This window comes from Caulobacter sp. 73W, assembly GCF_041021955.1.
GTDB lineage: Bacteria > Pseudomonadota > Alphaproteobacteria > Caulobacterales > Caulobacteraceae > Caulobacter.
This window is the reverse complement of record NZ_CP158375.1, coordinates 2523675-2549900: the sequence shown is the minus strand read 5'-3', so window position 1 is coordinate 2549900 and position 26226 is coordinate 2523675. Positions and strand designations below refer to the sequence as shown.

General features: G+C 68.3%; 26 protein-coding genes and 1 pseudogene. 16 read left to right on the top strand and 11 right to left on the bottom strand.

Annotated features, from left to right (window positions below; all coding sequences use genetic code 11):
* Positions 1 to 5: 5 nt before the first annotated feature.
* The 3 genes and pseudogenes from ABOZ73_RS11970 to ABOZ73_RS11960 all read right to left on the bottom strand — a co-directional run bounded on the left by ABOZ73_RS11970 (position 6) and on the right by ABOZ73_RS11960 (position 2800).
* Complete coding sequence (locus ABOZ73_RS11970; RefSeq protein ID WP_369062531.1) at positions 6 to 560, bottom strand: hypothetical protein; 555 nt, start codon at positions 558 to 560, stop codon at positions 6 to 8.
* A gap of 159 nt (positions 561 to 719) precedes the next feature.
* Positions 720 to 1685, bottom strand: a pseudogene (locus ABOZ73_RS11965) (glycoside hydrolase family 43 protein); the annotation flags it as partial.
* Positions 1676 to 2800 carry an endo-1,4-beta-xylanase gene (locus tag ABOZ73_RS11960; RefSeq protein ID WP_369058376.1) on the bottom strand — a complete coding sequence of 375 codons (1125 nt, stop codon included), beginning with the start codon at positions 2798 to 2800 and terminating at the stop codon, positions 1676 to 1678. The gene ABOZ73_RS11960 and the pseudogene ABOZ73_RS11965, both read right to left, overlap by 10 nt.
* 179 nt (positions 2801 to 2979) lie before the next feature.
* Here ABOZ73_RS11960 and ABOZ73_RS11955 point away from each other — a divergent pair, with 179 nt between their 5' ends.
* From ABOZ73_RS11955 to ABOZ73_RS11945, 3 genes are all read left to right on the top strand, one after another.
* Positions 2980 to 4263, top strand: coding sequence for an MFS transporter (locus tag ABOZ73_RS11955; RefSeq protein WP_369058375.1), 1284 nt, complete (start codon positions 2980 to 2982; stop codon positions 4261 to 4263).
* A gap of 3 nt (positions 4264 to 4266) precedes the next feature.
* Complete coding sequence (locus ABOZ73_RS11950) at positions 4267 to 5880, top strand: glycoside hydrolase family 43 protein (RefSeq protein WP_369058374.1); 1614 nt, start codon at positions 4267 to 4269, stop codon at positions 5878 to 5880.
* Between the two features lie 61 nt (positions 5881 to 5941).
* Entirely contained in the window at positions 5942 to 7252 is a 1311-nt protein-coding gene (locus ABOZ73_RS11945) for an MFS transporter (protein WP_369058373.1), read from the top strand.
* Between the two features lie 128 nt (positions 7253 to 7380).
* On the opposite strand, the gene aac(3) is transcribed toward ABOZ73_RS11945, so the two are convergent.
* A complete protein-coding gene (aac(3), locus tag ABOZ73_RS11940) occupies positions 7381 to 8199 on the bottom strand; it encodes an aminoglycoside 3-N-acetyltransferase (protein ID WP_369058372.1) in 819 nt (272 codons plus the stop codon).
* 40 nt (positions 8200 to 8239) lie between these two features.
* The gene (locus tag ABOZ73_RS11935) at positions 8240 to 10282 is read right to left on the bottom strand and encodes a GumC family protein (protein WP_369058371.1); all 2043 of its coding nucleotides are present in this window, start codon (positions 10280 to 10282) and stop codon (positions 8240 to 8242) included.
* 250 nt (positions 10283 to 10532) lie between these two features.
* On the opposite strand from ABOZ73_RS11935, the gene ABOZ73_RS11930 reads away from it, so the two are divergent.
* Genes ABOZ73_RS11930 through ABOZ73_RS11920 form a run of 3 tightly spaced genes read left to right on the top strand, consistent with a single transcriptional unit; the run spans position 10533 to position 12517 of the window.
* Complete coding sequence (locus tag ABOZ73_RS11930; protein ID WP_369058370.1) at positions 10533 to 11261, top strand: polysaccharide biosynthesis/export family protein; 729 nt, start codon at positions 10533 to 10535, stop codon at positions 11259 to 11261.
* A gap of 6 nt (positions 11262 to 11267) precedes the next feature.
* Positions 11268 to 12155 (top strand): hypothetical protein, encoded by an 888-nt coding sequence (locus ABOZ73_RS11925; protein ID WP_369058369.1) that lies wholly within the window; start codon positions 11268 to 11270, stop codon positions 12153 to 12155.
* A complete protein-coding gene (locus tag ABOZ73_RS11920) occupies positions 12152 to 12517 on the top strand; it encodes a hypothetical protein (protein WP_369058368.1) in 366 nt (121 codons plus the stop codon). Before ABOZ73_RS11925 ends, ABOZ73_RS11920 begins: the two co-directional genes overlap by 4 nt.
* Here the strand turns inward: ABOZ73_RS11920 and ABOZ73_RS11915 are convergent.
* Positions 12474 to 13829: an O-antigen ligase family protein gene (locus tag ABOZ73_RS11915; protein ID WP_369058367.1), complete on the bottom strand. Its 1356-nt coding sequence runs from the start codon at positions 13827 to 13829 to the stop codon at positions 12474 to 12476. The two genes, ABOZ73_RS11920 and ABOZ73_RS11915, sit on opposite strands and share 44 nt — an antisense overlap.
* Entirely contained in the window at positions 13822 to 14595 is a 774-nt protein-coding gene (locus tag ABOZ73_RS11910; RefSeq protein WP_369058366.1) for a WecB/TagA/CpsF family glycosyltransferase, read from the bottom strand. The genes ABOZ73_RS11915 and ABOZ73_RS11910 overlap by 8 nt, the downstream gene beginning before the upstream one ends.
* A 90-nt stretch (positions 14596 to 14685) precedes the next feature.
* Here ABOZ73_RS11910 and ABOZ73_RS11905 point away from each other — a divergent pair, with 90 nt between their 5' ends.
* A complete protein-coding gene (locus tag ABOZ73_RS11905; protein WP_369058365.1) occupies positions 14686 to 15336 on the top strand; it encodes a sugar transferase in 651 nt (216 codons plus the stop codon).
* Positions 15333 to 16277, top strand: coding sequence for a glycosyltransferase family 2 protein (locus ABOZ73_RS11900; RefSeq protein WP_369058364.1), 945 nt, complete (start codon positions 15333 to 15335; stop codon positions 16275 to 16277). Before ABOZ73_RS11905 ends, ABOZ73_RS11900 begins: the two co-directional genes overlap by 4 nt.
* On the opposite strand, the gene ABOZ73_RS11895 is transcribed toward ABOZ73_RS11900, so the two are convergent.
* Complete coding sequence (locus tag ABOZ73_RS11895; protein ID WP_369058363.1) at positions 16274 to 17272, bottom strand: glycosyltransferase family 2 protein; 999 nt, start codon at positions 17270 to 17272, stop codon at positions 16274 to 16276. The genes ABOZ73_RS11900 and ABOZ73_RS11895 overlap by 4 nt on opposite strands.
* A 232-nt stretch (positions 17273 to 17504) precedes the next feature.
* Here ABOZ73_RS11895 and ABOZ73_RS11890 point away from each other — a divergent pair, with 232 nt between their 5' ends.
* Genes ABOZ73_RS11890 through ABOZ73_RS11860 form a run of 7 tightly spaced genes read left to right on the top strand, consistent with a single transcriptional unit; the run spans position 17505 to position 22740 of the window.
* The gene (locus tag ABOZ73_RS11890) at positions 17505 to 18257 is read left to right on the top strand and encodes a transaldolase (protein ID WP_369058362.1); all 753 of its coding nucleotides are present in this window, start codon (positions 17505 to 17507) and stop codon (positions 18255 to 18257) included.
* A gap of 2 nt (positions 18258 to 18259) precedes the next feature.
* Positions 18260 to 18799 carry a D-glycero-alpha-D-manno-heptose-1,7-bisphosphate 7-phosphatase gene (locus ABOZ73_RS11885; RefSeq protein WP_369058361.1) on the top strand — a complete coding sequence of 180 codons (540 nt, stop codon included), beginning with the start codon at positions 18260 to 18262 and terminating at the stop codon, positions 18797 to 18799.
* Between the two features lie 6 nt (positions 18800 to 18805).
* Positions 18806 to 19420: an SIS domain-containing protein gene (locus ABOZ73_RS11880; RefSeq protein WP_369058360.1), complete on the top strand. Its 615-nt coding sequence runs from the start codon at positions 18806 to 18808 to the stop codon at positions 19418 to 19420.
* Positions 19420 to 20430, top strand: coding sequence for a hypothetical protein (locus tag ABOZ73_RS11875; RefSeq protein WP_369058359.1), 1011 nt, complete (start codon positions 19420 to 19422; stop codon positions 20428 to 20430). Before ABOZ73_RS11880 ends, ABOZ73_RS11875 begins: the two co-directional genes overlap by 1 nt.
* On the top strand, positions 20430 to 21482 hold the full coding sequence (locus ABOZ73_RS11870; protein WP_369058358.1) for a dehydrogenase: 1053 nt from the start codon (positions 20430 to 20432) through the stop codon (positions 21480 to 21482). The genes ABOZ73_RS11875 and ABOZ73_RS11870 overlap by 1 nt, the downstream gene beginning before the upstream one ends.
* 10 nt (positions 21483 to 21492) lie before the next feature.
* Positions 21493 to 22173 (top strand): sugar phosphate nucleotidyltransferase, encoded by a 681-nt coding sequence (locus ABOZ73_RS11865; protein ID WP_369058357.1) that lies wholly within the window; start codon positions 21493 to 21495, stop codon positions 22171 to 22173.
* Between the two features lie 48 nt (positions 22174 to 22221).
* Complete coding sequence (locus ABOZ73_RS11860; protein WP_369058356.1) at positions 22222 to 22740, top strand: hypothetical protein; 519 nt, start codon at positions 22222 to 22224, stop codon at positions 22738 to 22740.
* A gap of 1 nt (position 22741) precedes the next feature.
* Here ABOZ73_RS11860 and ABOZ73_RS11855 read toward each other — a convergent pair whose 3' ends face one another.
* Entirely contained in the window at positions 22742 to 23059 is a 318-nt protein-coding gene (locus tag ABOZ73_RS11855) for a hypothetical protein (protein WP_369058355.1), read from the bottom strand.
* Between the two features lie 64 nt (positions 23060 to 23123).
* The gene (locus tag ABOZ73_RS11850) at positions 23124 to 24389 is read right to left on the bottom strand and encodes a hypothetical protein (RefSeq protein WP_369058354.1); all 1266 of its coding nucleotides are present in this window, start codon (positions 24387 to 24389) and stop codon (positions 23124 to 23126) included.
* A gap of 244 nt (positions 24390 to 24633) precedes the next feature.
* Between ABOZ73_RS11850 and ABOZ73_RS11845 the strand changes: the two genes are divergently transcribed.
* On the top strand, positions 24634 to 25890 hold the full coding sequence (locus ABOZ73_RS11845; RefSeq protein ID WP_369058353.1) for a dicarboxylate/amino acid:cation symporter: 1257 nt from the start codon (positions 24634 to 24636) through the stop codon (positions 25888 to 25890).
* Positions 25891 to 25959: 69 nt separating this feature from the next.
* On the opposite strand, the gene ABOZ73_RS11840 is transcribed toward ABOZ73_RS11845, so the two are convergent.
* A complete protein-coding gene (locus ABOZ73_RS11840; RefSeq protein ID WP_369058352.1) occupies positions 25960 to 26172 on the bottom strand; it encodes a DUF2945 domain-containing protein in 213 nt (70 codons plus the stop codon).
* Between the last annotated feature and the right edge of the window lie 54 nt (positions 26173 to 26226).

Genomic DNA, 26226 nt, shown 5'->3' with positions numbered 1-26226 from the left:
TGAAGTTAGCGGCCGCTCTGTGCGTAGGGGCCGATCAGGGCGCCGACGAAGCCGCCGGCGGTCTTGGTGCTGAGGATCCGGCCGTCGACGTCCTTGGCGAGGACGGTCCAGCGGCCGGGCTCGGCGGCATAGGAAAAGGCGTAGGTTCCGCCCCGCGCCTCGACCTTCAGGTCGAGCGGCGCGCCAGGCGCGAGGGTCACGGGGGCGGAAGCGACGACCCGCGGCGCGGCCTTGCCGGCGCGGCGCTCCAGCCGGACGACGTCGCGGCCGCCATCGCGTGCCAGGCCGAGGAAGAAGAAATACTCGTCGTTCTGCAGGGCCAGCAGACCGGCCTTGTCGCCGTCGCGCTGCGGACTGAACCGCACGGTCGTCGAGGCGGTCATGTGGGCGTGCTGCTGGCGGCGGCCCCAGAAGGACGGCTGGGCGGACAGGTCGCCGACCCCGTCGGGTCGGGCGTCGAGCGCCAGGGCGCCGTCCGTCAGACGCCACCACCGGGAATTCGGCGTGCGGATGGTCAGCCAGTAAGGCGGCAGGGCCGGGCCATCGAATTCATCGACCACCGCGAAGTCGCCGTGGGTCGGGCTCTTGGGCGCGGGCTGGGCCGGCAGGACGGGGCGTTTATGGACCGCCGGGATCACCGCATCGCCGGTGAGGATCGAGGGCCAGCCGTCGTCGGTCCAGGTCACCGGCAGCAGGAAGGTCTCGCGGCCGGTGTTGTAATGGTCGCCGCCATAGGGCCGCGTGGCCAGGAAGATGCTCCACCAGTCGCCATTGGCGGTCTGCACGAAGTCGGCATGGCCGGCGGAAGTGATCGGGAACGGCCGATTCTGGGGCAGGTGGCGCTGGGTCAGGATCGGGTTGCGGTCCCAGGGGACGAACGGCCCGTCCAGGGTGCGGGCGCGATAGACGGTCTGGGAATGCCCCTCCGCCGTGCCGCCCTCGGCGGCGATCAGGTAGTACCAGTCGCCCCGCTTGAAGAGATGCGGCCCCTCGGCCCAGATCGGCTTCTTGCTCAGGTCGACACCGCCGTTGACCAGCACCCGGCGGGGCCCCGTCAGCTTCATGGCCTTCGGATCGAATCGCTAAATCCAGATGGCGCGGTGGCCTTCGTAAAGTGGCGTCCCCTCCGGCGGTCCGTTGTTGACCAGCCAGGCGCGGCCGTCGGCGTCGAAGAACAGGGACGGGTCGATGCCGTCGAAGTCCGGCAGCCAGGCGGGATCGGACCAGGGGCCGGCCGGGTCCTTGGCCGTGATGATGAAGTTGCCGCCGCAGTCGATGCAGGTGTTGGCGATGTAGAACAGGCCGTCGTGATGCTCGATCGCCGGGGCGAAGACCCCGCGCGAGGTGCGCAGGCCATCGAACTTCAGCTGCTCTGGCCGGTCGATGGCGTTTGCGATCTGGGTCCAGTTCACCAGGTCGCGGCTGTGGAAGACCGGGATGCCGGGGAAGTAGGCGAAGGTCGAATTGACCAGATAGTAGTCGCCGCCGACCTGGGTGATCGACGGGTCCGGATAGAAGCCGGCGAGGATTGGATTGCGGTAGTCGCCCGCCCCCGGCTTCAACGTCGCCGAGACCGGGTCGGAGCCCGAATAGCTGAACCGCTCGAACCGCGCCTCCGCCGCCTGGGCGGCGGTCGTCGTCGCGGCGATGGCCGACGCCAGCAGGAGAACGCGCCTTAGGCCCACGGCTTGCGTTCCGGGGCGGCGCGGAAGGCGGCGGCGAACGCCTCGCGCAGCGGCTTCGCCTGGTAGTCGGCGCCATTCAGCGAGGGGCGCTTGGGCAGGTTGTCGGGACGCGGGGTCGTGCCCTGCAGCCATGAATATTGATCGCCCATGCCCCAGGCGAGGACCTCCTTGGTCTGAGGGTAGCTGAGCATCAGGTCGAGGAAGGCCTTGGCCTCATCGGCCACGGCCTGGTCGCGGGAGGGAATATCGGCCGGAAGGGCCTTGTCGTTGACGTCGAACTCGGTGAGGGCGAGGTCGTAGCCCATGCCCACGGCCTCATCGATGAAGCGTCGCCACTCGCGTTCCTGGCGGGCGCCGGCGCCGGTGACCTGATCGCCCTGGCCGACGCCCAGATGGCTCTGGATGCCGAGGACGTCCACCGGGGCGCCGTTCTTCTTCAACCGCTCCAGCAGGCGCAGGACGCCGTCGCGGTGCTTCGCATCGCTGGCGTTCCAGCCCATGTAGTCGTTGTAGGCCAGCTTCGCGTTCGGCGCGGCCTCGCGCGCCAGGTGGAAAGACGCCTCCAGCACGCCCTGGCCCATGGCCTTGGATAGGGAGGTTTCGCGCAGCTCCCCCGTCTTGTCGTTGACCGTCTCGTTGATCACGTTCCACGAGCGGATCTGCGGATAGCGGGCGCAGACGTGGCGGATATGCTGGCTGAGCATGGCCTCGGCCTTCGCCGCGGGACGGGAGCCGAAGTCGTAGTCGTTGAGCCAGGCGGGGAACCAGCGGGGGTGATGCCACAGCAGGGTGTGGCCGCGCAGGATCATGCCGTGCTGCTTGGCGAAGGCGGCGAGCTGGTCGGCGCGGCCGAATGCGAAGGTCTTGTCGTCCGGTCGCAGGACGTACCACTTCAGCTCGTTCTCCGGGACGAGCATGCCGCACTCACGGATGATGATCTCGCGGTAGCGGGCGTCCTCGAATGGCTTGCCGGTCCCGATGGCCGTACCGAAATTGAGGCCCTTGGCCTTGGCGAGGTCGGAGAGCGACGCCTCCTGCGCCTGGGCGCGCGGGCCGATCAGGCCAGCGGCGACGAAGCCCGCGGACAGGCTCAGGCAGGCGCGACGCGTCAGCATGCTTCCCTCCTAGCGTCGCCGGTCTTTTGGTCTCAGCGACGACGTTTTTCCCTAATCGCCCTTGTCTATCGCCGGGCGTTGTCAGACGTTGTGAACCACAAGGTCAGACCAATCAAGACCTTTGGTACCGGTAACGCAAACAATGCCGCGTCAGACGGCGATAGGCGAGGAAAAGCTTCATGAAGGCCCTTAAGGCCCTGCGCTGGTGGATGATCGGGCTGATCATGCTGGGCGCCATCGTCAACTACCTGACGCGCGCGACCCTGGGCGTGGCCGCCCCGACGGTGCTGGGCGAGCTGGACATCACCACCAAGGAGTACGGCTGGATTACCGCCGCCTTCCAGCTGGGGATCATGCTGCAGCCGGTGTGCGGCTATGTGCTGGACGTGATCGGACTGAAGACCGGGTTCGCTCTGTTCGCCACGGCCTGGTCCCTGATCACCATGGCCCACGGCCTGGCCAACAACTGGCCGATGCTGGCAGGCCTGCGCGGGTTGCTGGGCCTGGCGGAGGGTTCGGCCAATCCGGCGGGGATGAAGGCGGTGTCCGAGTGGTTCCCGGCCAAGGAACGCGGCATGGCCGGCGGCGTCTACAACATCGGCGCGTCGGTCGGTTCGATGCTGGCGCCGCCGCTGGTCGCCTGGGCGATCCTGAGCTGGAACTGGCGCGCGGCCTTCGTGGTCACCGGCGTGCTGGGCCTGATCTGGGTAACGCTGTGGCTGAAATTCTACCAGCCGCCGACCAAGCACCCGCGCCTGTCGGACGAGGAGCGCGACTACATCGCCGCCGGACAGGAACAGCACCTGGACGCGACGCGGAGCCGGCCGTCCCTGGCCCACATCCTGAAGCAGCGCAACTTCTGGGGCATCGCCCTGCCCCGCTTCCTGGCCGACCCGGTGTGGGGGACGCTGGCCTTCTGGGCGCCGCTGTATCTGGCCATGGCGCGGGGCTTTGATCTGAAGCAGATCGCCCTGTTCGCCTGGCTGCCGTTCGTGGCGGCGGACCTGGGCTGCCTGTTCGGGCCGACGGTCGCCCTGTTCCTGCAACGCCGCGGGGTCAGCCTGATCAACGCCCGGCGCGGGGCCTTCACGGTGGGGGCGGTGCTGATGACCGGCATGGCCTTCGTCGGCCAAGTCGAAAGCGCCTACGCCGCCATCGCCCTGCTATGCCTGGGCGGGTTCGCGCACCAGACCCTGTCGGTGACGGTGATCACCATGTCGTCGGACCTGTTCCGCAAGAGCGAGGTGGCCACGGTCGCCGGCATGGCCGGGACCTTCGGCAATTTCGGGGTGCTGATCTTCTCGCTGCTGATCGGCGGGCTGGTCGCCACCGTCGGCTACGATCCGTTCTTCATCGCCCTGGGCGTGCTCGACCTGGTGGGCGTGGTGCTGCTGTGGACCCTGGTCCAAGACCCCGCCCGTATGATCAGATCCCCCGCCGTTCCCCCGCCCCTCACCGTCTGAGCCATGATCCGCAATCCGATCTTGCCGGGGTTCAACCCCGACCCGTCCATCGTCCGCGTGGGCGAGGACTATTACATCGCCACCTCCACCTTCGAGTGGTTCCCGGGGGTGCAGATTCACCACTCTCGTGACCTGGTGAACTGGCGGCTGATCAAGCGGCCGCTGGAGCGGGCCAGCCAGCTGAACATCCTGGGCGCGCCGGACAGTTGCGGGGTGTGGGCGCCGTGCCTGACCTACGCCGACGGACTGTTCCACCTGATCTACACGGACGTGAAGCGGTACGGCCGCACGACCACGGCGGGGGCGTCGGGCGCGTCGCTGCGGGACTTCCACAACTATCTGGTCACCGCGCCGTCGATCCATGGGCCGTGGTCCGATCCGGTCTATCTGAACAGCAGCGGCTTCGATCCGTCGCTGTTCCATGACGACGACGGCCGCAAGTGGCTGGTCAACATGCTGTGGGACCACCGGGCGGGGAAGAACCGCTTCGCCGGCATCGTGGCGCAGGAGTATTCGCCGGCCGAGCAGCGGCTGATCGGCGAGCGAAGGGGGATCTTCGAAGGGACGCCGCTGGGCCTCACCGAGGCGCCGCACATCTATCGGCGCGACGGCTGGTATTACCTGCTGACCGCCGAGGGCGGGACCGGCTGGAACCACGCGGTGACCATGGCGCGGTCGCGCGACCTGCTGGGTCCGTACGAGCTGCACCCCGACACCTACATCCTGTCGTCGCGCCTGCGGCCGGACGCGCCGTTGCAGCGGGCCGGACATGCGGACCTGGTGGAGACGCCGGGGGGCGAGACCTGGATGGTCTATCTGTGCGGACGGCCGCTGCCCAATCGCGGACGCTGCGTGCTGGGACGCGAGACGGCGATCCAGAAGATGGTCTGGGACGAGGACGGCTGGCTGCGCACCCTGGACGGCCAGGGGGTCGCGGAGCTGAATCCCGCGGCGCCCGACCTGCCCGCCCATCCCTTCGCGCCGACGCCGGTGAGGTCGACCTTCGAGGCCGGCCTGCCCATCGACTTCCAATGGCTGCGCTCGCCGTTCCCGGAGGAGCTGTTCAGCACCACGGCCCGGCCCGGCTGGCTGCGGCTGTTCGGGCGGGAGACCATCGGCAGCCAGTTCCGCCAAGCCCTGGTCGCCCGCCGGCAGCAGGCGCTGTGCTATTCGGCGGCGACCCTGATCGACTTCGATCCCCGACATTTCCAGCAGGCGGCGGGGCTGGTCTGTTACTACGGCGGGACCAAGTTCCACTACCTGCATGTCAGCCATGACGAGACGGCGGGCAGGCATCTGCGGGTGATGTCGGCCCTGCCGGACTCACCGCAGGCCGACGGCTTCACCCCGCCGATCCCGCTGCCGGAAGGGCCGATGCATCTGCGGGTCGAGGTGGACTATGAGCGGCTGCGGTTCGGCTGGAGCCTGGACGGCGTGACCTGGGAATGGCTGCCGCAGGCGTTCGATGCGTCGATCCTGTCGGATGAGGCGACGGCGCCGGGCCTGCCCAACTTCACCGGCGCGTTCGTGGGCGTGGCGTGCCAGGACATGAGCGGCGCGGGCCTGCCGGCCGACTTCGCCTGGTTCGACTACGAGGAGCGGGATTACCGTCCCTGAAGACTTGCCTTCCCTGGCGCGACAGCCGACCAGTGGGTGTCGCGCCAAGCAGGGAAGATGCATGAAGCCGTTCTACGTCGTTCTGGCGAACAACCTGCTGGCCAATATCGTGAACTTCACGGTGTGGTTCGCCCTGACCTTCTGGGTCTATCTGGAGACCCGGTCGGTGTTCGCCACCGGGATGATCGCCGGGGTCTATCTGGTGATGACGGCCGGGTCCGGCATCTGGTTCGGCAGCCTGGTGGACCACCACAAGAAGAAGACCGCCATGCTGGGGTCGAGCCTGGTGTCGCTGGCGCTCTACATCCTGTCGCTGGCGTTCTGCCTGCTGGCGCCGACGGATCAGCTGACGCGGATCGACCGTCCCCTGCTGTGGGCGTTCATCGTGCTGGTGATGATCGGGGTCATCGCCGGCAATGTGCGCAGCATCGCCCTGCCGACCCTGGTCACGGCGCTCGTACCCGAAGAGCGCCGTGACAAGGCCAACGGGCTGGTCGGCATGGTCACCGGCATCGGCTTCCTGACCACCTCCGCGGTCAGCGGCTTCCTGGTCGCGCGCGGCGGCATGGTCGCGGCCCTGGGCTGCGCCATCGTCCTGACCATGGTCGTCATGATCCACCTGGCGTCCGTGTCCATGACCGAGCCGGAACCGACGGCCGATAATCATCAGCACGACAAACCGGCCAAGCGCGTGGACCTGAGAGGCACGATCAAGGTGGTGCAGGCGGTGCCCGGCCTGTTCGCCCTGATCTTCTTCGCGGCCATGAACAACCTGCTGGGCGGGGTCTATATGGCGCTGATGGACGCCTATGGCCTGTCCCTGATGAAGGTCGAGGCCTGGGGCGTGCTGTGGGCGACGGTGTCCTGCGCCTTCATCCTCAGCGGGTTGCTGATCGCCCGCACGGGGCTGGGCCAGAACCCGCTGCGCACCCTGCTGATCGTCAACCTGATCTCCTGGGCGGTGGCGGCGGTGTTCACGGTGCAGTCGTCGATCCTGCTGCTGGCGAGCGGCTGCTTCATCTGGATGTTCCTCGGCCCCTACGCCGAAGCGGCGGAGCACACGACCCTGCAGAAGGTGGTGCCTTTCGAGCGTCAGGGGCGGGTGTTCGGCTTCGCCCAGTCCATCGAGCAGGCGGCCTCGCCCATCACCGCGTTCCTGATCGGGCCGCTGACGCAGTTCGTCTTCGTTCCGCTGATGACCACGGGCGCGGGGGCGGATGCGATCGGCGACTGGTTCGGACGGGGGGCGGAGCGCGGAATCGCGGTGGTCTTCACCCTGGCCGGACTGCTGGGCGTGGTCATGACCATCCTGGCCTTCACCTCGAAGCCCTACCGCCAGCTGTCCGCGCACTACGCGCCAGAGGCGGCCTGAACGACGCTGCCGGCCGCGCCCCCTAGGGGTAGGGTCAAGCGGCCGGCGCCGTTCGGATGTGCTCTAGCAGGTCCGGAGCGACGAGGCAGGTTTTGCGCCTACTGACGGTGGAGCGCCATCTGGTAGTTCTACGGTTCTTGCGGAAACCTCGACTCCAGCCAGTCGACGCCGAAGGCGCAGATCGGAGCCGCATCGACCAAGATGGACTCCGCCGCGCCCACCCTTCCCCGCGTCCCGCGGCCGCTGTCGAGGAAGGCCTGCACGATTTCGGCGAAGTAGTCCTCGGCCAAACCATCGACCACGGGATCGCCGGTGTCGAACTCTTCGATCATCCGCCATTCGGTCCCGTCCGAGGTCGCCAAGGGGACCTCTGCTCGCCGCACTCGCTTGCCCGAAATCCGCGCCAGATGCTCGGCGTGGTGCAGAAGGGTCATGGTGTCGAGCGGCGCGCCGACCATCAGCACCTTGCCAGCCGCCTCCACCAGCCTGGCGAAGGGCGTTTCTTCGCCGTAGCCGTAGTCCAGAGGATGGTCGGCGGTCAGCCAGTCGGCCAGGACGCCGAGCGCGGTCACCGATGCGCCGGGATTGCCGGATCGCCGCGCGCCCGGCGTGGTGCGGATGAACTCGGCGAGCACGCCGTTGTCGCGGATGGCCCGAGATATGGCGGGATGGAAGGGCGGAATATGGTCGCGCCAGATCTCGGGAACGCGTCCCTTCGCATCCAGCAGATCCTCGTAGGCGCCGTCCCAGTCCACATAGGCCATGATGGTTCCATCCGGACCTACCGCGTCGCGCAGGGCGTCGACCAAGACGTCAGGCCCGTTCAGCAGCCGACCGACCTTGCTCATCGCCGCATGGACCATGACCAAGTCGCCTGGACGGACGCCCAGGGCGTGCAGGTCGTGGCGCAGGCTGGCGCGAGTGACGAAGCAGGCAGCGTCTTGCATGAGGCGATAGCGCCCGGCGTTGGGGCCAAGCGTCAAGCCGTCACAGCCAGCCGTAGATCAGGCGCGGGATATAGAAGCGGCGCTTGTTCAGGATGGCTCCGGCGACATCGGCGCCGGCGGCGTCCAGCTTGTCCAACAGATTGCGGGTGACGGCGGCGCGCGTCTGCTCGGCCTCGATGACCACGGCGGTCAGGTCGGCGAGACCGCTGAGGGTGACGCCAAGATAGGATTGCTGCAGGGCGGGCGCGGCCATGACCACCATGTCGAAGCTGTTGCGGGCGGCGATGATGGCGCTGGACAGGCGATCTTCCGACAGATCCAGCCCGCGGGTCGAGGCGACATAGAGCCGGGTGGCGCCGACGCGCATGACGCCGCCGGCCGTGTCGGTGGCGGTCAGGGTCGCGCCCTGGTCGCGCAGATGGCCGACCACGCCGCCGTTCTCCGGCTCCACGTCCAGCAGCAGGACGCGCTGCTTGCGCTGGGCGGCGGCGATGGCGAAGTCGAGGGCGAGGCTGGCCGTGCCCTCGCCGGGGTTGGCGGCGATGAACTGCACCAGGGCGTGACGCTCGCGCCCCACGGTCGCCAGGATGCGCATCAGGAACGCGCTGTCGTCGTGGCTGAGGAAGACCGGACGCAGCTGGTCCAGACGCACATGCGGCGGTCGGGGACCGTTGATGGCCGGGGCGGCCGCCAGGGTCGGCAGCTCCAGCTTGGCCTCCACGTCGGCGGGGGAGATCATCACCTGCGAGAAGGTGGCGGCGATGACGATGCCGGCGGCGGCGCTGACCACGCCGAGCAGGACGCCGATGGCCAGGATGGTCAGACGGCCGCTATGGCCGCTGGGCAGGGCTTCAGGCGCCTGGATCAGGCGGACGTTGGCGCGCGAACGCGAAAAGACGCTCTCCAGGCGAGCGTCCTCGGCCCGCTTGGAGACGTCCTGATAGGCGGCTTCGACCACCCCGCGATTGCGCAGCAGCTCGCGCCAGGTCGGGCCGATGCCGACCAGTTCGTCCACCCGCGACTGCGCGCCGCGCAGGCTCTGTTCCAGACGCTGGCGGCCTACGGAGAGGCCGGCGGCCTCGCTCTCGTTGGTGGCGAGGGCGGCGTCGAACTGCTGGCGCAGGGGGTTCACGCCCCGACGGACGATCTCGACCTGTTGCTTGGGCGCCGCGGCGATGGCGGCCTGAACGGTGGCGATCTGGGCGTCCAGCTCCCGGATCAGGGGGTAGCCGTCCTTGAACTTGGCGGCGGCCTGGCGGCGCTGCTCCTGCAGACGCAGCAGGGTCAGGTTGAGGTCCTGGTTCGCCAGGGACGGCCCCACGTCGGACTGCAGCTCGATGTCCTGCGGGGCCGCGCCGCTCTTGCTGCGGTACTGGTTGGTCCGCGCGCGGGCCGAGGCGATCTGCTGGTCGAACTGCTGGATCTGGGCGGTCAGGTTGGTCTTCTGCGCCTGGGCGTCGATCAGGTCCTGTGAGTAGTCGGACAGGCTGTGCTGGTCCGAGAACTGGGTGATCCGGGCCTCGATCTCGTCCAGGCGGCGGCGCAGGTCGTCGCGCTGTTCGACCACGGCCTTGATGTCGGCCTGGGAGAACACCTCCAGGCGGCGTTCGCGATAGAGCTCCAGCAGCTTGGCCAGCACCTCGGCCGCCACCTGCGGATCGCGGTTGCGCAGGGAGACCTCGACCACGTTGGACTGCGGCACGGCGGTGACCGCCAGGTCACGGCCCAGCTGTTCGGCCGCCTGCTCGATCGCCTTGGGTGTCGGAACGGTCCCCGGATAGATGCGCTCGATCCCGACGTCGCGGATGGTCCGCTGGCGCAGCTCGCGCGACTGCAGGATCTCCATCTCGGCGTTGACGATCTGGGCGCGGTCGAAGCTGAGACGGTCGGTGTCGCCGGTCACCCCGCTGCGGAACGTGTACTCGCTGCCCAGCAGGATCAGCAGGCGCGACTGAGCGGTGTAGACCGGCTTGGCCAGCACCGCGGCGACCAGGGCCAGCAGGACCGGGACGACGAAGGCGATGATGGCGATGCGCTTGTAGTAGAAGACAGGCGTGAGGAAGTCCCGCGCGGTCAGAGACACGCGCGCCCTCCTCGGCGGCCCCGCCGAAATCGGCGGGTCACTCTCCATCGCCAGGCTGCTCATCGCTAGGCCGTGCGGTCTCCAAAACGACCACGCGCACATGCGCGGCCTTAACCAAAAGGCATGCGCCGATATGCTTAACGAAGCCCTGATTTTTTAGGGGTTTAGTCAGGCGTGGATGGTCCAATGGGCGTCTTGCCGCTATGCGCGGGGAGAAGTCGGCGCCCACGGCGCAACGGGAGGATGAACTGTGCGGAGCCTACGATTTGGCGTCGTCTCGACCCTTTGCCTGGCGGCGGTCCTGCTGGCCGCCTGCGCCTCGGGTCCGAAGCCGCTGAGCAAGGCCGAGAACCGCGCGGCCTTCGCTGACTGGAGCGATGCCGACTATCGCTACCGCGTCGGCGCGGGCGACGAGCTGAGCCTCAACTTCCTGGTAAATCCGGACCTGAACGCCCGTCTAGTGGTCGGTCCGGACGGACGCGTCCTTTTGCCGCTGGTCGGCGCGGTCAAGGTTTCGGGACTGACGTCCGAGGAGATGAACGCGCTGCTGAGCCGGTCCTACGCCTCGGTCCTGCGTAACCCGCAGGTGGAGGCGATGGTCACCACCTATGGCTCGTCGCAGATCTATGTAGGCGGCGAAGTGCGCCTGCCCGGCGTGCACCAGGTCAAGGGCGACCTGAACGCGGCCCAGGCGGTGATGCTGGCCGGCGGCTTCCAGGACACGGCGCGCACCGGCAAGATCATCGTGCTGCGCCAGCGGGTGGGCGATCGGCGGCTGGCCATGCGCATCGTGGATGTGGCGGGCATGCTGGGCGAGGCGGACAACAGCCAGAACTTTCCGCTGCTGCCGGGCGATCTGCTCTTCGTGCCGCGCAGCCGCATCGCCGAGGTCAACCTGTTCGTGTCCCAGTACATCACCGGGGTCCTGCCGTTCAGCCGCAACTTCAACGTCAATCGCGGCGAAAACTTCGTGAACTGACGGCTGATGCGTCGCTACCTCACCTCGGCGGTCGAACAGGGCCTGTCGTCGATCCTGAACCTGGGGGTCAACCTGGTTCTGATCCGGCTGGTGGCGCCGCAGGACTATGGGGTCTTCGTGTTCTGGGCGGCGCTCGGCTACGTCATGTCCAGCGTGCAGAACGCGGTCAGCGTCTGCCATCTGCAGGTGACGCCGTTCGGGCCGGGGTTCGAGGAAGTCCGCGCCCGGATCGAAAGGATCATGGGCGGCGCCAATCTGGCGTTCCTGGCCGTCATCGCCGTGATCGCGGCGGCCGCGGTCTTCGCTCTGCAAGGCATGGGAAGCAGCCTGGGGGTCGTCGCCGGTCCCGTCTATCTGATCGCCTTCCTGGCCCAGCAATATGGACGCGCCCTGCGGTTCTCCCGACGGAATGTGACCGCCGCCACCGCGCGGACCGGCGTGGTGCTGGGGCTGGCCTCGATAGGCCTGACCGCCGCCGCGGTGGCCGCCGGGAAGGACGGGCTGAGCGCCGACGACGCCCTGCTGATTCTGGCGGCCGCATACGGGCTGACAGCGCTGTGGGGCGCGTGGAGGCCCGGCGCGCTGTCGATGCTCGGCGGCCTGGGCGCGTCGCTGCGCGAGTATCTGCCCTATGCGCGCGAGAGCGGCTGGATCTTCCTGGGCGCGGCGAGCACCGAGGTGCTGGCGCGGTTCTATGTGTTCGCCGTGGCCGGGACGGCGGGCGCCGTGGCGCTGGCCACGCTGTCGGCGACGCAGCTTCTGTTGCGTCCCCCGCCCTGCTGGCCTCGTCCTGGGCGATGGCGGCGCGGCCGGATCTGGTGGCGCGGCGCGAGGCGGGGGACGGCCGAGGTCTTGCCCGGCAGCTGGCCGTTGCGGCCGTGGGCGGGATCGTGATCACGACGCTATGGACGGCCGCGGTCGCGGCGGGATGGCCGCTGATCTCCAGCCATCTGTTCGGCGGCAAATACATGGGCGAAGCCGGGCTGGTGATGTTGTGGGGCCTGTGTGCGGCGACCACCTTCATCCAGGTGGTGATCAACACCGGCCTGCAGTCGATCAAGGCGTTCAAGGTCCTGGCCCTGGCCAACGCCGGGGCGTCGCTGGTGGCGATGAGCGCGATCCTTGTCGGGCTGAGACTGATGGGGCCGACCGGCGCGGTGCTGGGGACGGCGGTCGGTCAGGCCGCGGAGGCGGCGGTCATGGCGCTGCTGCTCATCGCGCTTCTGCGGCGTGGCCACGGGGCTGCGCCTCGATAAGCACGCCGGCCAAGAGAACCAGGAAGCCGAACAGCGAGTTGGCGGTGAAGTAGCTGCTCTCCATGAAATTGTGCACGAAGACGGCGACGACGAAGACCGCCAGGAACAGCGGCAGGGCGTCGCCTCGGCCGCTGACGCGCACCAGGGCCCAGCCCTTGGCGATCCAGCGGAACAGCAACATGACGCCGCCCGTCAGGCCGATCAGCCCCGTGGTGACCATCAGGTCGATATAGCCGTTGTGCGAGCCGTTGGTGGCGGCGTCCGGCTGGGCGAACCACAGGTCGGCCTTGAGGCTGGGCTGCAGGCGCGGATCGATATCCCAGAAGGAGCCGAAGCCGAGGCCGCGCCAGGGATGGGCGGCGAACTCGCCAAGCGCGAACTTCCACACGTCGGTGCGCATGGTGAAGGTCACGGTGCGGAAAGGCCCCAGCGGGTCGGCGCCCATGGCCAGGTTGACCGCCGTCCAGGTGAAAACCGCCGCCAGCAGCAGCACGAAACCCGCCAGCGCCGCCGACCACATGACGCCGACGCGGCCCCGCGCCAGGAACACCAGGACCGGCGCCGCGACCAGCACCCCGGCCAGGATGATCATGCTGGTCTTGGACAGGCTGGCGACCAGAAGCAGCAGCGACAGGACGGTCAGCCCGCCCCACAGGAAACGCCCCCTGGGCCGCGTCTGGACCAGGGTATGGGCGCCGCAGGCCAGGACCGAGAACAGGGCCACCGCCCCCAGGGTGTTCTTGTGCGAGTGGATCGCCGCCAGGCCGATGTCGGTCATCGACAGGCCGGGAGCCACGGCCCAGGAGACCGCGTCGATGATCATCACGAATCCGCCGGTCCCCGCCATAAGCGCCAGGACCCGGCGCCGGTCCTCGATCCCCACCGCGACGGCGATGCAGATCACCAGCCCGACCACATAGAGGATGAAGCGGCGGTGAGAGGCCGCCGGGTCGAGCGCCCAGCCCGTAGTCAGGCCGAACCAGACGAAGACGGCGATCACCGGCCACGCGGCCAGCGACACCTCGATCGCCCGCCGCCAGCGCAGCAGCAGGATCGGCCCGCTCATCGCCATCAGGGCCAGCCAGGCATAGCGGTTCACCGGCGACAGCTCGGTCGCGCCGGTGGCCTCATCGATGTTCAGGCCGCGCGAATAGGGCGAGGCGCCGATCAGGACGTAGAGCAGTGTCAGGATCAGAACGACGGCGGCGAGCCGGTCGAGCGCGCGGACGATCCACGCCTCGCGGCGCATGCGGCGCTCGACGAGGTTCTCCCGCCAGACGCGCGCCGCGACGGGGGCGCCGAGATCAGACATGCGTCGGCTTCAGCAGGCCGAGCCGCAAGCGCACCGCATCGCGCAGGGCCAGGCTGAGCCCGAACATGCCGCGCACCAGATAGCGCTTCCACAGCCGCTTGGGCTCGGTGACGAGGCGGTAGAGCCAGACCAGGCCCGAATGCTCCATCCAGTCCGGCGCGGGGTTGGAGGCGCCGGTCAGCACGGTCAGCGAGCTGCCGATGCACAGGGCCAGGCCCGTGGCGCGGCCGTCGGCGGACAGGCGCTGGCAGAACTTTTCCGACTGCGGCGGGCCCATGGCGACGAAGATGAAGCGCGCCGGATTGGCGACGACGAAGTCGATCGCGTCAGCCACCGCCTGCGGCTTGTTGATGAAGCCCATCGGCGGGATGTGCTGCTTCAGGTTGGTCAGGCCGTACTGGGCGCGCAGGTCGGCGATCATCGGCTCCGTGCCGCCGATCACGGTCATGGCGGTGTCGGGCTTGATCACCTCGTCGAACAGGGCGCGGACCACATAGGCGCCCGGCGCGAAGTGAAGCTGCAGGCCGCCCAGCAGAGCGGCGCGGCCGAGGATGCGGCTGTCGTTGGTGCTGACGAAGCAGGCGTCGCCGCAGGCGGCGAACTCGGGGTCCTTGCGGCGCAGGAAGGCATGCTCCGCGTTCGGCGTGACGAAGGCCGACAGCGGCGCTGAGGCAGGGCGGTCGGCCAGGGCGCGAACGGACTGCTCCACCGTCATCGGGGTGAAACGGAGACCTGCGAAACGGACGGACGGAAACGGATCGGACACGCTTTTCCTGCGGACTTAAGGCTTTCGAGACGGCTGCGACCATATTCGCGGCGCGCCGGTCAACTGTGTTGTGCTTAAAGCCTAGCTAATATGAGTCACCCTCTGGAACCCTTGCTCTTCGCCGGCGGACGCGACGTGAGGCCGCAACTGGCGATCAAGCGCGCGCTCGACATCGTCATCTCCGCGTTCGGGCTGCTGTTCCTGTCCCCTGCGCTGATCGCCATCATGCTGGGCGTGGCGATGAGCTCGCGCGGCGGCGTGTTCTATACCTGCCACTGGGTCGGCAAGGGTGGTCGGCGGTTCGACGGCTACAAGTTCCGCACCATGGTCGCCGACGCCGACGCCCAGGAAGCCGAACTGCAGCATCTCAACGAGATGGAAGGGCCAGCCTTCAAGCTGACCAACGATCCGCGCATCACCCCCATCGGCCGGGTGCTGCGCAAGTACAGCCTGGATGAGCTGCCGCAGCTGTGGAGCGTGCTGAAGGGGGACCTGTCCCTGGTCGGGCCGCGCCCGCCACGCGTCCACGAGTACGAGCAGTTCACTGACTTCCAGCGCCAGAAGCTGACCGTGCAGCCGGGCATCACCTGCCTTTGGCAGGTCGAGGGGCGGCACCGGATCAACAACTATGACGACTGGGTCGAGCGCGACCTGGAATACATCCGCACTTGGTCGCTGGGCCTGGATCTGATGATCCTCGTGAAGACGGCCGGCGTGGTGGTCAGGGGCACCGGCATATGAGCATCGACATCAGCGTCGTGGTGTTGAGCTACGACCGCGTCCACCTGCTGGAACGGACGCTGAAGGCGCTGTTCGCCAGCCCGGCCCGCGCGTCGTACGAGCTGGTGGTGGTCGATAACCACCCCGGCCAACTGGCCCGCGGCCTGGTCGAGGGGCTGGCCCGAACGGCGCCCGCGCCGGTGACCTATCTGGCCGACGCCCGGCGCAACGTGTCGATCGTGCGCAACCTGGGCATCAAGGCCGCCAAGGGTCGTTATGTGGCCTTCGTCGATGACGACGAGGCGCCGCAGCCGGGCTGGACCGACGCCCTGACCGAATGCCTGGACCGCACGGGCGCGGACGCCTGCTTTGGCCCCAAGCGGCCGGAGTTCGAGAGCGGCCGCCCGCCGGAATGGGACCCGCAAGGGTGGCGCTACACCCTGGATTTCCAGATGGAGCGGGACGAGCCGATCCACATGTTCGGCCGCCTGCGCAAGAAGGGCAAAGGCCTGGGCAGCGGCAACTCCGCCTATCGCGTCGCGACCTGCATGGACGGGGCCGAACCGTTCGACGTGACCTATGGCGACGCCAACGGCGAGGACACCCAGTTCCTGTTCCGCCTGGCGCTCGAAGGCAAGAGTTTCGTCTGGACGCCCGACGCCGTGGTGGTCGAGTTCATCGAGACCGACCGCACCAAGCCCGACTACATGATCACCCGCATGAAGCGCGGCTCGCAGCACTATGCGGCGTCGCGGATCGGCACCAGCGACAGCAAGGCCTGGACGCGGGTGAAGGTCAGCTTCCTGGGCCTGGCCCAGTTCGTGGTTCACCTGGGCCTGTTCGTGATCTCGGGCGAGTTCGCCCGGCGCGATCGCATCGACAACCGCATCGGCATGGCCAAGGGGCTGGGCAAGCTGACCTGGCGCGCGCCCATCGGCTTCATCGACGAGAAGGCGGTCTAGGCCGCCAGGGACGGCTCCTGGATGTAGCCGACCTGGCGGTTGGTCAGCTTGCCGACCCCGTTGGCGATCAGCAGGCGGCCGCGTAGCCGGCGCTCGGATCCGAACTCGAAGCCGGCCGTGGCGATCACCACTCCGGCCGCCACCTGCAACAAGCCCTTCAGCCGCAGGACGGCCGCCGCGCGGGCGGGCCTGGGCGCGTGGGCGACATAGATGTTGAAGTAGTGCTGGGCCTCGCGCTTGGCGCGGACCAGGCGATATGCCGCCAGGGTCCGGTGCGGCGGCACGGTTTCGACCACCCGGGCCTTGGGCGCCCAGACGATGCGGCGGCCCTGCTTATAGAGGCGGACCATCAGCTCGGCGTCCTCGCCGCCGGCGTCGCCGAACGCCTCATCGAAGGCGCGGGGGTTGGGGAAGCAGGTCGCCATTTTGAACAGCGAGTTGCCGGTGCCCAGGCCGTGCAGGGGCTTGCCATCCTCGCGCATCAGGCGGACCAGGGCGCCCGCCTCCACGTCAAGGCGACGGACGAAGGACTCTCCCTCGGGATCATAGGCCGGCGCGGACTCGGCGAAGACGGCGGCCCGCAGGCCCACGGCGATGTCGGCGTCAGCCTCGCGCAGGGCGCCGACCAGCTGGTCGGTCCAGTCGGGGTCGGCGATCTCGTCGTCGTCGATGAAGGCGATCATCGCCCCGCGCGCGGCGGCGATGCCGGCGTTGCGCAGGGTGGACATGTTGCGGGTCAGATCCGCCTGCCAGCGGATCGGCAAGGGCGCCTCGGCGGCCACCGCCCGCGCCACCGCCAAGCCGGCGCCGTCGGGATGATTGTCGGTGACGAGAATTTCGATGCCCAGTCCCAGCCGATTGCGCTGGGCAAGGCAGGAGCGCAGGGTCTGCTCCAGAAGCTGCGGCCGGCCGTAGGTGGCGATGGAGATCGTCAGGTCCAAGAACAGCTCCCCCAAGTCGGCCACCCCTTTGAGCGGCTCGGGATTGGAACGCAACCCCCGCTATCCATGGCGCCCAAAATGTGGCGAGCGCTGAATTTCCAAATCTAGCATTAGTTGTATTTTAAGCTGTCCTGGGGGTCACCAAATGTAAATTACCCCACACGTAAGGTTAAAGCCTTGCGCAACTTGGTCGCATGGACCAAATGGCCGCCTTCGAATATTCGCACGCCAGCAAAGCGGAACTTGGCCGCGCTGGTTAAATAGTGATTACTAAGAGAGGTCGGCGATGGGTCACATCCAGAAGGAATTTCGGGACGCCACCGCTGAGCGCGCGCAGGTCCAGCTGAAGCTGTACGGCGATGGCGCCAGCCTCGACGATTTCGCCCGGCTGCATGCCGACGGGCGGGTCACCGGCTTCACCACCAATCCGACCCTGATGTACAAGGCCGGCGTCACCGACTACGCCGGCTTCGCCAAGCAACTGCTGGCGCTGATCCCCGACATGCCGATCTCGTTCGAAGTGTTCTCGGACGATTTCGAGGAGATGGAGCGCCAGGCGCGCCTGATCGCCAGCTGGGGCGAGAACGCCTACGTCAAGATCCCGATCACCAACACCAAGGGCGAGAGCAGCCTGCCGCTGGTCCAGAGGCTGTCGCGCGAAGGCGTGAAGCTGAACGTCACGGCCATCCTGACCCTGGCCCAGGCCGCCGGCACCATCGCCGCCCTGGACGCCAACGTTCCGGGCATCGTGTCGATCTTCGCCGGCCGCATCGCCGACACAGGCGTGGATCCCATGCCGATCATGCGCGCCGCCGTGGCCATGGCCGCCGACAAGCCGAAGGCCGAGGTCCTGTGGGCCAGCACCCGTGAAGCCCTCAACATCTATCAGGCCCGCGAATGCGGCTGCCACATCATCACCGCCACCCCGGACATCCTGAAGAAGATGGACCAGATGGCCGGCATGGACCTGAACGCCCTGTCGCTGGACACCGTGGCCATGTTCCGCCGCGACGCCGTCGCCGCCGGGTTCACGCTGTAGTCATGACCAAGCGTCGCGCCGTCTTCCTCGATCGCGACGGGGTGCTGAACCGCGTCGTCTGGCGCAACGGCAAGCCCGCATCGCCGCGCCGGCCCGAGGAGCTGCAGATCATCCCCGGCGTGGAGGCCGCCCTGCGCGAGCTGAAGGCCGCGGGCTTTTTGCTGTTCGGCGTGACAAACCAGCCGGACGTGCGCCGGGGCCTGATGACCAACGGCCAGCTGGACGTTCTGCACGCCATCCTCGACGACGCCCTGCCGCTCGACGAGATCGTCGCGTGCCGCCATGACGACCGCGACGGCTGCGGCTGCCGCAAGCCCAAGGCCGGCCTGCTGCTGGACCTGGCCCAGCGCTGGGACGTGGACCTGCAGTGCTCTTGGATGGTCGGCGACATGGATCGCGACACCACCTGCGGCCGCGCCGCCGGCGTGCGCACCATTCTTCTGGCCCGCCCGTACAACAGCGGCGCCGGCGCCGACAGCATCGTCGACGACCTCTACGCGGCCGCCCGCGTGATCCTTCAAGACGCCCTTCAGAAAGCCTGATCAGCCATGTTCGTCGACCATTTCCTCGATGCGGTGAACCGCGCCGTCGCCGGCCTCGATCGCGCCCAGATCGACGCCATGGCCAGCGTGCTGGCCGGCCGTCGTGAAGCCGGCGGCCGCCTGTTCATCATCGGCGTCGGCGGCAGCGCCGGCCACGCCAGCCACGCCACCAACGACTTCCGCAAGATCTGCGGCTTCGAGGCCTACTGCCCGACCGACAACGTCTCGGAACTGACCGCCCGCATCAATGACGAGGGGTGGGAAGGCACGCTGTCGACCTGGCTGGAAACCAGCCGGCTGAAGGCCGAGGACGCCCTGCTGGTGTTCTCGGTCGGCGGCGGCAGCGTCGAGCCGCCGGTCAGCGCCAACATCGTGCGCGCCCTGCAACTGGCGCAGCAGCGCGGCTCGGCCATCACCGGCATCGTCGGCCGCAACGGCGGCTTCACCGCCCAGGTCGCCGACGCCTGCGTGGTGATCCCGACCGTCGATCCGCAACTGATCACCCCGATCGTCGAGGGCCTGGCCGCCGTGGTCTGGCACCTGCTGGTCAGCCACCCCGCCCTGTCGCTGCACAAGGGCCATTGGGAGCAGATCGCCCCCGCCGAGGCCCCGGCCGCCTGATGATCTCCACGCGCACACCCCTGCGCGTCACCCTCGGCGGCGGCGGCACGGATCTGGAAAGCTACTATCGCCACGGCGGCGGGTTCATCTTCGCCATGGCGCTGGACAAGTACATCCACATCACCGCCCACCGCCCGGCCTTCGAGCGGCGGGTGCTGATCCATGGTCCGCATCCGGAATCCGCCGACCGCAGCCTGGACATCCAGCACGAGCTGGTGCGCGAGGCCCTGCTGCGCCACGGTCTGCATGACCGGGTGGAGCTAGCCTCCATCGCCGACATCGCCGGCGGCACAGGCCTGGGCTCGTCGAGCTGCTTCCTGGTCGGCTTCCTGCACGCCCTGCACGCGCTGAAGGGCCGCCGCCCATCGCCGGCCGAACTGGCGGAAGAGGCTTGCACCCTGGAGATCGACGTCCTCAACAAGGGCATCGGCAAGCAGGACCAATACATGGCCGCCTTCGGGGGCCTGACCACCCTGGACATCGCCGCCGACGGCAAGGTCACCGTCGGCAAGGTCGAGCTGGACCCAGAGGTCGAGGCCGCCTTCGTGCGCCACACCCACATCTACTATACGGGCCTGCGCCGCGACGCGGCGGTGATCCTGGAAGACCAGCACAAGGCGATGCTGAGCGCCGACGAGCAAGACGCCGCCCGCCGCCAGACCCAACAGAACCTCGGCTTCATCAAGGACCTGGGCTACCGTATCCGCGACGCGTGGAAGGCGGGCGACCTGCAGGGCTGGGGCGAGATGCTGCACGAGCACTGGACCCACAAGAAGAAGCTGTCCTCGAAGATCAGCTGGCCGCACATCGACGCGATCTACGACGAGGCGCGCCGCGCCTATGGCGTGACCGGCGGCAAGGTGATCGGGGCCGGCGGCGGCGGCTTCCTGATGCTGTTCACGCCGGGCGACGGCGAGGCGCTGGAAGCCTTCATGAGCCGCAACAACATGCCCCGCCTGCACTATGGCGTCGATCACGGCGGCACCCGCGTGCTGGAAGCCGTCGGCTGATGGCCGAACGGCCGGTGATCGCGCCCATGCGGGCCCGCGCGCCCCTGCGCCTGGGCCTGGCCGGCGGCGGCACCGACCTGTCTCCCTATTGCGACCAGTACGGCGGCGCCGTGCTGAACGTGACCATCGACCGCTTCGCCTTCGCCCATGTCAGCCCGTCGGCGGACGGCCAGATCGTGTTCCGCGCCAGCGACCTTGGCGAGGAGGAGCGCTACGCCCCCGGCCAGGACATCGACGGCGGCGCCGGCCTGATCCTGCACAAGGCGGTCTATCACCACTTCGTCGAGACCTATCTGGGCGGCGAGCCCGCGCCGCTGGTCGTCTCGACCACCGCCGACGCCCCGCCGGGATCGGGCCTGGGTTCATCCTCGGCCGTTGTCGTGGCCCTGATCGAGGCCTTCCGCGCCGCCCTGGACGCGCCGCTGGGACCCTATGAGGTGGCGCGCCTGGCGTTCGAGATCGAGCGCCTGCGCCTGGGCCTGGCCGGCGGCCGACAGGACCAGTACGCCGCCGCGTTCGGCGGTCTGAACTATATCGAGTTCCTCGACGGGGAACGGGTGGTCGTCAATCCGCTGCGCGCCTCGCGCGATCACCTGATCGAACTGGAATCCTCTCTGGTCGCCTGCTTCACGGGCCAGTCGCGCCGGTCGGACACGATCATCCGCGAGCAGCTGAAGGGCCTGAACGCCGACGACCCGGTGACCCTGGAAAGCATGCATGCCCTGAAGGCCGACGCGACGTCGATGAAGGCCGCCGTCCTGGCCGGGGACGTGCGCGAGGTGGCCGAGATCCTGAACCGGTCCTGGCGCGCCAAGAAGCGCACCGCCAGCGGCGTCGCCACCAGCGAGGTCGATCGCCTGTACGATCTGGCCATGGCGGCCGGGGCGTGGGGCGGCAAGGTGTCCGGCGCCGGCGGCGGCGGCTTCCTGATGCTGCTGACCGATCCGGAAAACCGCTATCGCCTGGTCGAGGCGCTGAACGCCGCGGGTGGACAGGCCGGGGCGGTGAAGTTCACCTATGACGGCGCCGAGGCCTGGCGCGTTCGCCGGTAGAGCCCAGTCGATGAAGCAGTGCGTGATCCTGGCGGGGGGCCGCGGCACGCGCCTGGGCGCCCTGAGCGAGCACCTGCCCAAGCCGCTGCAGCCGGTGGCCGGCCGGCCGTTCCTGGCCCATCTGTTCGCCAAGGCGGCGCTGAGCGGCATTTCCGAGATCCTGCTGCTGGCCGGCTTCAAGGCGCAGGCCGTGGCCGCCTTCGCCGACGAAGAGGTTCGCCGTCATCCGAACCTGACCGCCTCCTTGTCGGTGGAGCCGCAGCCGCTGGGCACCGCCGGCGCCCTGGCCCATGCCGCCCCCCTGCTCGACGAGCGCTTCCTGCTGGTCAACGGGGACACTTGGTTCGATTTCGACTGGCGGGCCTTGACCGTGGCCGAGCCCACCGCCGTCGCCGTGGCCCTGCGCCATGTGGCGGTCGCCGACCGCTATGAGACGGCGCAACTGGAGGGCGGACTGATCACCGCGCTCGAACCGCGCGATGCGGCCCGCGCCGAAGGGCTGATCAATGGTGGCGTCTATGCGATGGACCGCCGCGCGGTGCTGGCCGGCGAGACCTCGCTGGAGCAGGAGACCCTGCCGCGCCTGTGCCGCGAGGGACGCCTGGCGGGCGCGCGGTTCGACGGCGCCTTCATCGACATCGGCGTTCCGGAAAGCCTGGCCGCCGCGCAGGACCTGACCTTCCCCGCCTAGAGGCCGCGTCGCAAACGTACAAGCAGCGCCGCGCGGGACGTCGCAAGTTTGACCCATCACGGCATCGAGCGGATGGGGTTCGCCATGTTCCTGTTCTATTTCACCATTTTTCACAGCATGATCGCCTTGGTCGCGCTGGCGGCAGGCCTCTTCGCCATCGCGGCCAAGCTGGGCGCGCATGTGCAGCGGTTTTGGACGCCGCTGTTCCTGGTGGCGGCTGTTGCGACGACGGCGACGGGTTTCATGTTCCCCCTGCCCGGGATCACCCCGGCGGTGGCGACGGGGATCGTGGCGCCCCTTGTGTTCGCGGTCATGCTGATCGCCCGGCTGCGCGGCTTCGCCGGCCTGTGGCGAGGCGTCTATGGGAGCGGCCTCGTGGCCCAGGTCTATTTCCTGGCCTTCGTGGCGGTGGCCCAGGCCTTCACCAAGATCCCCGCGCTTCAGGCCGCCGCCCCGACCCTGTCGGAGCCGCCGTTCGCGGCCAGCCAGGCGATCGTCCTGGCGCTGTTCGTCGGCCTTGGACTGGCGGTCGTTCGCGAGCGACGCGCTGCGCCGGCCCTGGCCTGAGCTACTGGTTGCGGCGCAGGCGGTCCTGCATCTGGCGGACCGCCTCCTCGCGTCCCTTGACCACCGAGCGCTGGATCACCGCCACGTCGTAGTCAGCCTGGCTGGTGACGCAGGCGAAGTACTCCGTGACCGCCCGGTTGTAGGCGGCGATGGCGTAGGTGGTGTTACGCGCCGGGCGGCGCGGCTCCGCGCAGGACGCCGTCCAGACCACGCCGCCGGCCTGGGTGTCGAGGCGCCCCTTGGTGGTCTCCATGGACTGGGCCGAGGCTCCGCCCGCCAGGGCGGTCGACGCGGCGGCGGCCAGCAACAGAACACGCATGGGAAGCTCCCGGAGAGGTGACGCCCCCTGTCGCTAACGCGCGTCGCCCTCCGGGGAAAGCACCCTACCCGGCGTAGACGAACTCCGGCTTGTAGTAGCCGGCCCCGACGCCGGTGATGTCGATGGCGTAGGGCGCCGAGCCGTCGGCGAGATCCGTGAGCCAGGCGGCGTTGGAGCGGGCCATGACGCCCAAGTCGCCCTTCTCGGCCTCGGCCAGCAGCCAGCCGACCATGGCCGCCTTGGTCCCCTGGCCGTTCACGCCGTCGCCGCCATAGGAGGCGAAGTAGGCGTCGCGGCCGCCGGACAACAGGGTCGTGACCTTGGAGTCGGCCGGCGTCCCCCCGAAAATCTTGGCGTAGGCCTTCTTGGTGGCGTCGAAGAGGCTCAGGCCCCCGAACTCGGTCAGGAAGGCTGCCTTGCCTTCGCCGTCACGGCCCAGGTTCACCGCGAAGTTGATGTAGCGGTTCTCCAGATTGAACGATTGGAAATAGGCCGAGTTGAGATTGTTCGGGTTCGGACCCGTGGGCGAGACCAGGTAGTCCACGCCGGCCGAGCCCGGGATCTTGCCGGTGAAGAACAGGTAGGAGAGCGTCGCCACCGAAGTCGTCTGATCCGCCGCCTTGACGATCTGGGCGATCGCCTGGGCCTGGGTCAGGGTCCCGGCGGAAACCTTGGCCGACAGGTCCGCCTCCAGCGCCGGATTGGCGCCGCGCAGGATCGAGCTTACGCCCGTGGCGACCGCCGGAACGGGCAGGTTCGCGCCGCCGGTCAGGCTGACGGTGCGGTCGGTGAACCGCAGAGACTCGATGCCGGTCAGGGTGTCGGTCCCGTCCGGCGAGCCGGCGCGGGTATCGACGACGGTCCAGCCGTTGGCCGTCTGGGTCCAGGTGTAGCTGGTCGAGGCGGCCGAATAGGCGACGGTGTCCGTTCCGGCGCCGCCGTCGATACGGTCATTACCGCCCACCCCGTACAGAACGTCCGCGCCGGAGGAGCCGGTGATCTCGTCCGCACCCGAGAGGATGCTGCGCACCGCCGCTTCGGTGTCGTCGGCGGCGATCCAGGCCAGAAACTGCTGCGCCGAGATGCTGAAGTCGCTGGCGGTCCAGACCAGTGTGTTGGCCACGCGCACCTCGATGCGGTTCAGCGTGCCGCCAGTCACGTTGGCCCCTGAGTAAGTGAAGCTGCCCGTGAAGGTGTCGGTATCGCCGCCGCCGTAGGCGATGACGATCTGGGTGGGCGTTGCGCTGCTGATGTCGCCTTCGGCGACGCCGCCGATATCCATGTCGAACATGTTGAAGCCGCTGACGGCTCCCGCGGTCACTTTGGCCATAGGTCGATCTCCCCTTCACGCCGATCGGCGCGCTGCGCCCCTAAGTGTCGGGATGGGGAGGGGCCGCATATCCCCATTTGGGGTATGTCGCGGCGGCTGCGTCATGGAGAGGAGGCTCTCCATGGTCGTGTTTTGCCCGGAATCCGCCAGTTCCTGCAGCAAATGACCACGCCGGGCTCACAGCGCCGTGGACGCCGCCTGAATTCCCTGTGAAAAAGGCGCCCAAAATAACAGTGGGGGACGCATGAACCGTCTGTTCGCTTATCTCATCATCGGATCCATGGTCCTCGGGATCCTGGTCGGCTGGATCTGCAACATCACGCTCCAGCCTGAGCAGATCGAACAGGTGGCCACCGGCCTCAAGGTTCTGACCGATCTCTTCCTGCGGCTGATCAAGATGATCATCGCGCCGCTGGTCTTCGCCACTCTGGTGTCGGGCATCGCCCACATGGAGGACGCCGGGGCCATCGGCCGCGTGGGCGTCAAGACCATGGGCTGGTTCATCGGCGCCTCGCTGGTGTCGCTGACCATCGGTCTGGTCATGGTCCACATCATCCAGCCGGGTTCGGGCCTGTCCCTGACGCCGCCGGCGGTGACCGAGGCCTCAGGCATCGAGACCACGGCCTTCACCCTGTCGAGCTTCGTGACCCACCTGGTGCCGGCCTCGGCCATCGACGCCATGGCAAAGAACGAAATCCTGCAGATCGTGGTGTTCTCGATCTTCGTGGGTACGGCGGTCGCCGCCCTCGACAACAAGGCTCCGGCCGTCCTGACCCTGGTCGAGCAGATCACCGCCATCATGCTGAAGGTGACGGGCTATGTGATGAAGCTGGCGCCGATCGCCATCTTCGCGGCCCTGGCCTCGACCATCGCCACCCAGGGCCTGGGCGTGCTGCTGACCTACGCCAAGTTCGTCGGCGGGTTCTACCTGTCGCTAGGCGTGCTGTGGGGCGTGCTTTTCCTGGCCTGCTTCGCCTTCATCGGCGCGCGCGCCGTGGGCCTGTTCAAGGAAATCCGCGACCCGGCCCTGCTGGCCTTCTCGGTCGCCTCCTCGGAAGCCGCCTATCCGCGCACCATGGAGATGCTAGAGCGTTTCGGCGTCAATCGCCGGATCGTCAGCTTCGTCCTGCCGCTGGGCTACTCGTTCAACCTCGACGGCTCGATGATGTACTGCACCTTCGCGGTGCTGTTCATCGCCCAGGTCTACGGGGTCGAGCTGTCCATCGCCCAGCAGATCACCATGCTGCTGCTGCTGATGGTGACGTCCAAGGGCATGGCGGGCGTGCCCCGCGCCTCGCTGGTCGTGATCAGCGCCACCCTCACCTACTTCAAGCTGCCGGAAGCCGGCCTGCTGCTGATCGTGGCGGTGGATCACCTGCTGGACATGGGCCGCAGCGGCACCAACGTCGTCGGCAACTCGGTCGCCGCGGCGGTCGTCGGCAAGTGGGAGAAGCAGCTTGGCCCGCCGGTCGAGACGGTGGAGCCGATGAAGGGCCACTAGGCCTTTCCGACATCCGATCCGAAAGGGCGGGGCGCGAGCCTCGCCCTTTTTCGTTAGGGCCCCTTCCGTTCAGGCCTTGCGCAGCTCCGACGGCTTGTGGGCGGCGCGGGCGCCGGTCTTGCCGCTCTCGACGATGTACTGGGGATCGTCCTTGGAGGCGGCGACCTTGTGACCCTTGATGTGGGTCGCCCGGGTCTGCTTACGCACCACCTCGCCCGTCGTGGTCCCCTGGCTGTGGTCCCACTTCACCTTGTCGCCGGCCTTGAAGGTCTTGTCGGTCATGGCGCGCTCCTTTGACCGAGGCGCAATGAAAAAGGGCGGCGGGAGTTCCGCTCC

What these genes read in the sequence shown, in the direction of transcription:
- ABOZ73_RS11950 (WP_369058374.1), top strand. Translation starts at nt 4,267, where the DNA reads ATGATCCGCAATCCGATCTTGCCGGGGTTCAACCCCGACCCGTCCATC.
- ABOZ73_RS11875 (WP_369058359.1), top strand. Translation starts at nt 19,420, where the DNA reads ATGATCTCCACGCGCACACCCCTGCGCGTCACCCTCGGCGGCGGCGGC.
- ABOZ73_RS11840 (WP_369058352.1), bottom strand. Translation starts at nt 26,172, where the DNA reads ATGACCGACAAGACCTTCAAGGCCGGCGACAAGGTGAAGTGGGACCAC.
- ABOZ73_RS11955 (WP_369058375.1), top strand. Translation starts at nt 2,980, where the DNA reads ATGAAGGCCCTTAAGGCCCTGCGCTGGTGGATGATCGGGCTGATCATG.
- ABOZ73_RS11885 (WP_369058361.1), top strand. Translation starts at nt 18,260, where the DNA reads ATGACCAAGCGTCGCGCCGTCTTCCTCGATCGCGACGGGGTGCTGAAC.
- ABOZ73_RS11960 (WP_369058376.1), bottom strand. Translation starts at nt 2,800, where the DNA reads ATGCTGACGCGTCGCGCCTGCCTGAGCCTGTCCGCGGGCTTCGTCGCC.
- ABOZ73_RS11915 (WP_369058367.1), bottom strand. Translation starts at nt 13,829, where the DNA reads ATGTCTGATCTCGGCGCCCCCGTCGCGGCGCGCGTCTGGCGGGAGAAC.
- ABOZ73_RS11865 (WP_369058357.1), top strand. Translation starts at nt 21,493, where the DNA reads ATGAAGCAGTGCGTGATCCTGGCGGGGGGCCGCGGCACGCGCCTGGGC.
- ABOZ73_RS11870 (WP_369058358.1), top strand. Translation starts at nt 20,430, where the DNA reads ATGGCCGAACGGCCGGTGATCGCGCCCATGCGGGCCCGCGCGCCCCTG.
- ABOZ73_RS11850 (WP_369058354.1), bottom strand. Translation starts at nt 24,389, where the DNA reads ATGGCCAAAGTGACCGCGGGAGCCGTCAGCGGCTTCAACATGTTCGAC.
- ABOZ73_RS11925 (WP_369058369.1), top strand. Translation starts at nt 11,268, where the DNA reads ATGCGTCGCTACCTCACCTCGGCGGTCGAACAGGGCCTGTCGTCGATC.
- ABOZ73_RS11890 (WP_369058362.1), top strand. Translation starts at nt 17,505, where the DNA reads ATGGGTCACATCCAGAAGGAATTTCGGGACGCCACCGCTGAGCGCGCG.
- ABOZ73_RS11880 (WP_369058360.1), top strand. Translation starts at nt 18,806, where the DNA reads ATGTTCGTCGACCATTTCCTCGATGCGGTGAACCGCGCCGTCGCCGGC.
- ABOZ73_RS11905 (WP_369058365.1), top strand. Translation starts at nt 14,686, where the DNA reads ATGAGTCACCCTCTGGAACCCTTGCTCTTCGCCGGCGGACGCGACGTG.
- ABOZ73_RS11845 (WP_369058353.1), top strand. Translation starts at nt 24,634, where the DNA reads ATGAACCGTCTGTTCGCTTATCTCATCATCGGATCCATGGTCCTCGGG.
- ABOZ73_RS11945 (WP_369058373.1), top strand. Translation starts at nt 5,942, where the DNA reads ATGAAGCCGTTCTACGTCGTTCTGGCGAACAACCTGCTGGCCAATATC.
- ABOZ73_RS11855 (WP_369058355.1), bottom strand. Translation starts at nt 23,059, where the DNA reads ATGCGTGTTCTGTTGCTGGCCGCCGCCGCGTCGACCGCCCTGGCGGGC.
- ABOZ73_RS11900 (WP_369058364.1), top strand. Translation starts at nt 15,333, where the DNA reads ATGAGCATCGACATCAGCGTCGTGGTGTTGAGCTACGACCGCGTCCAC.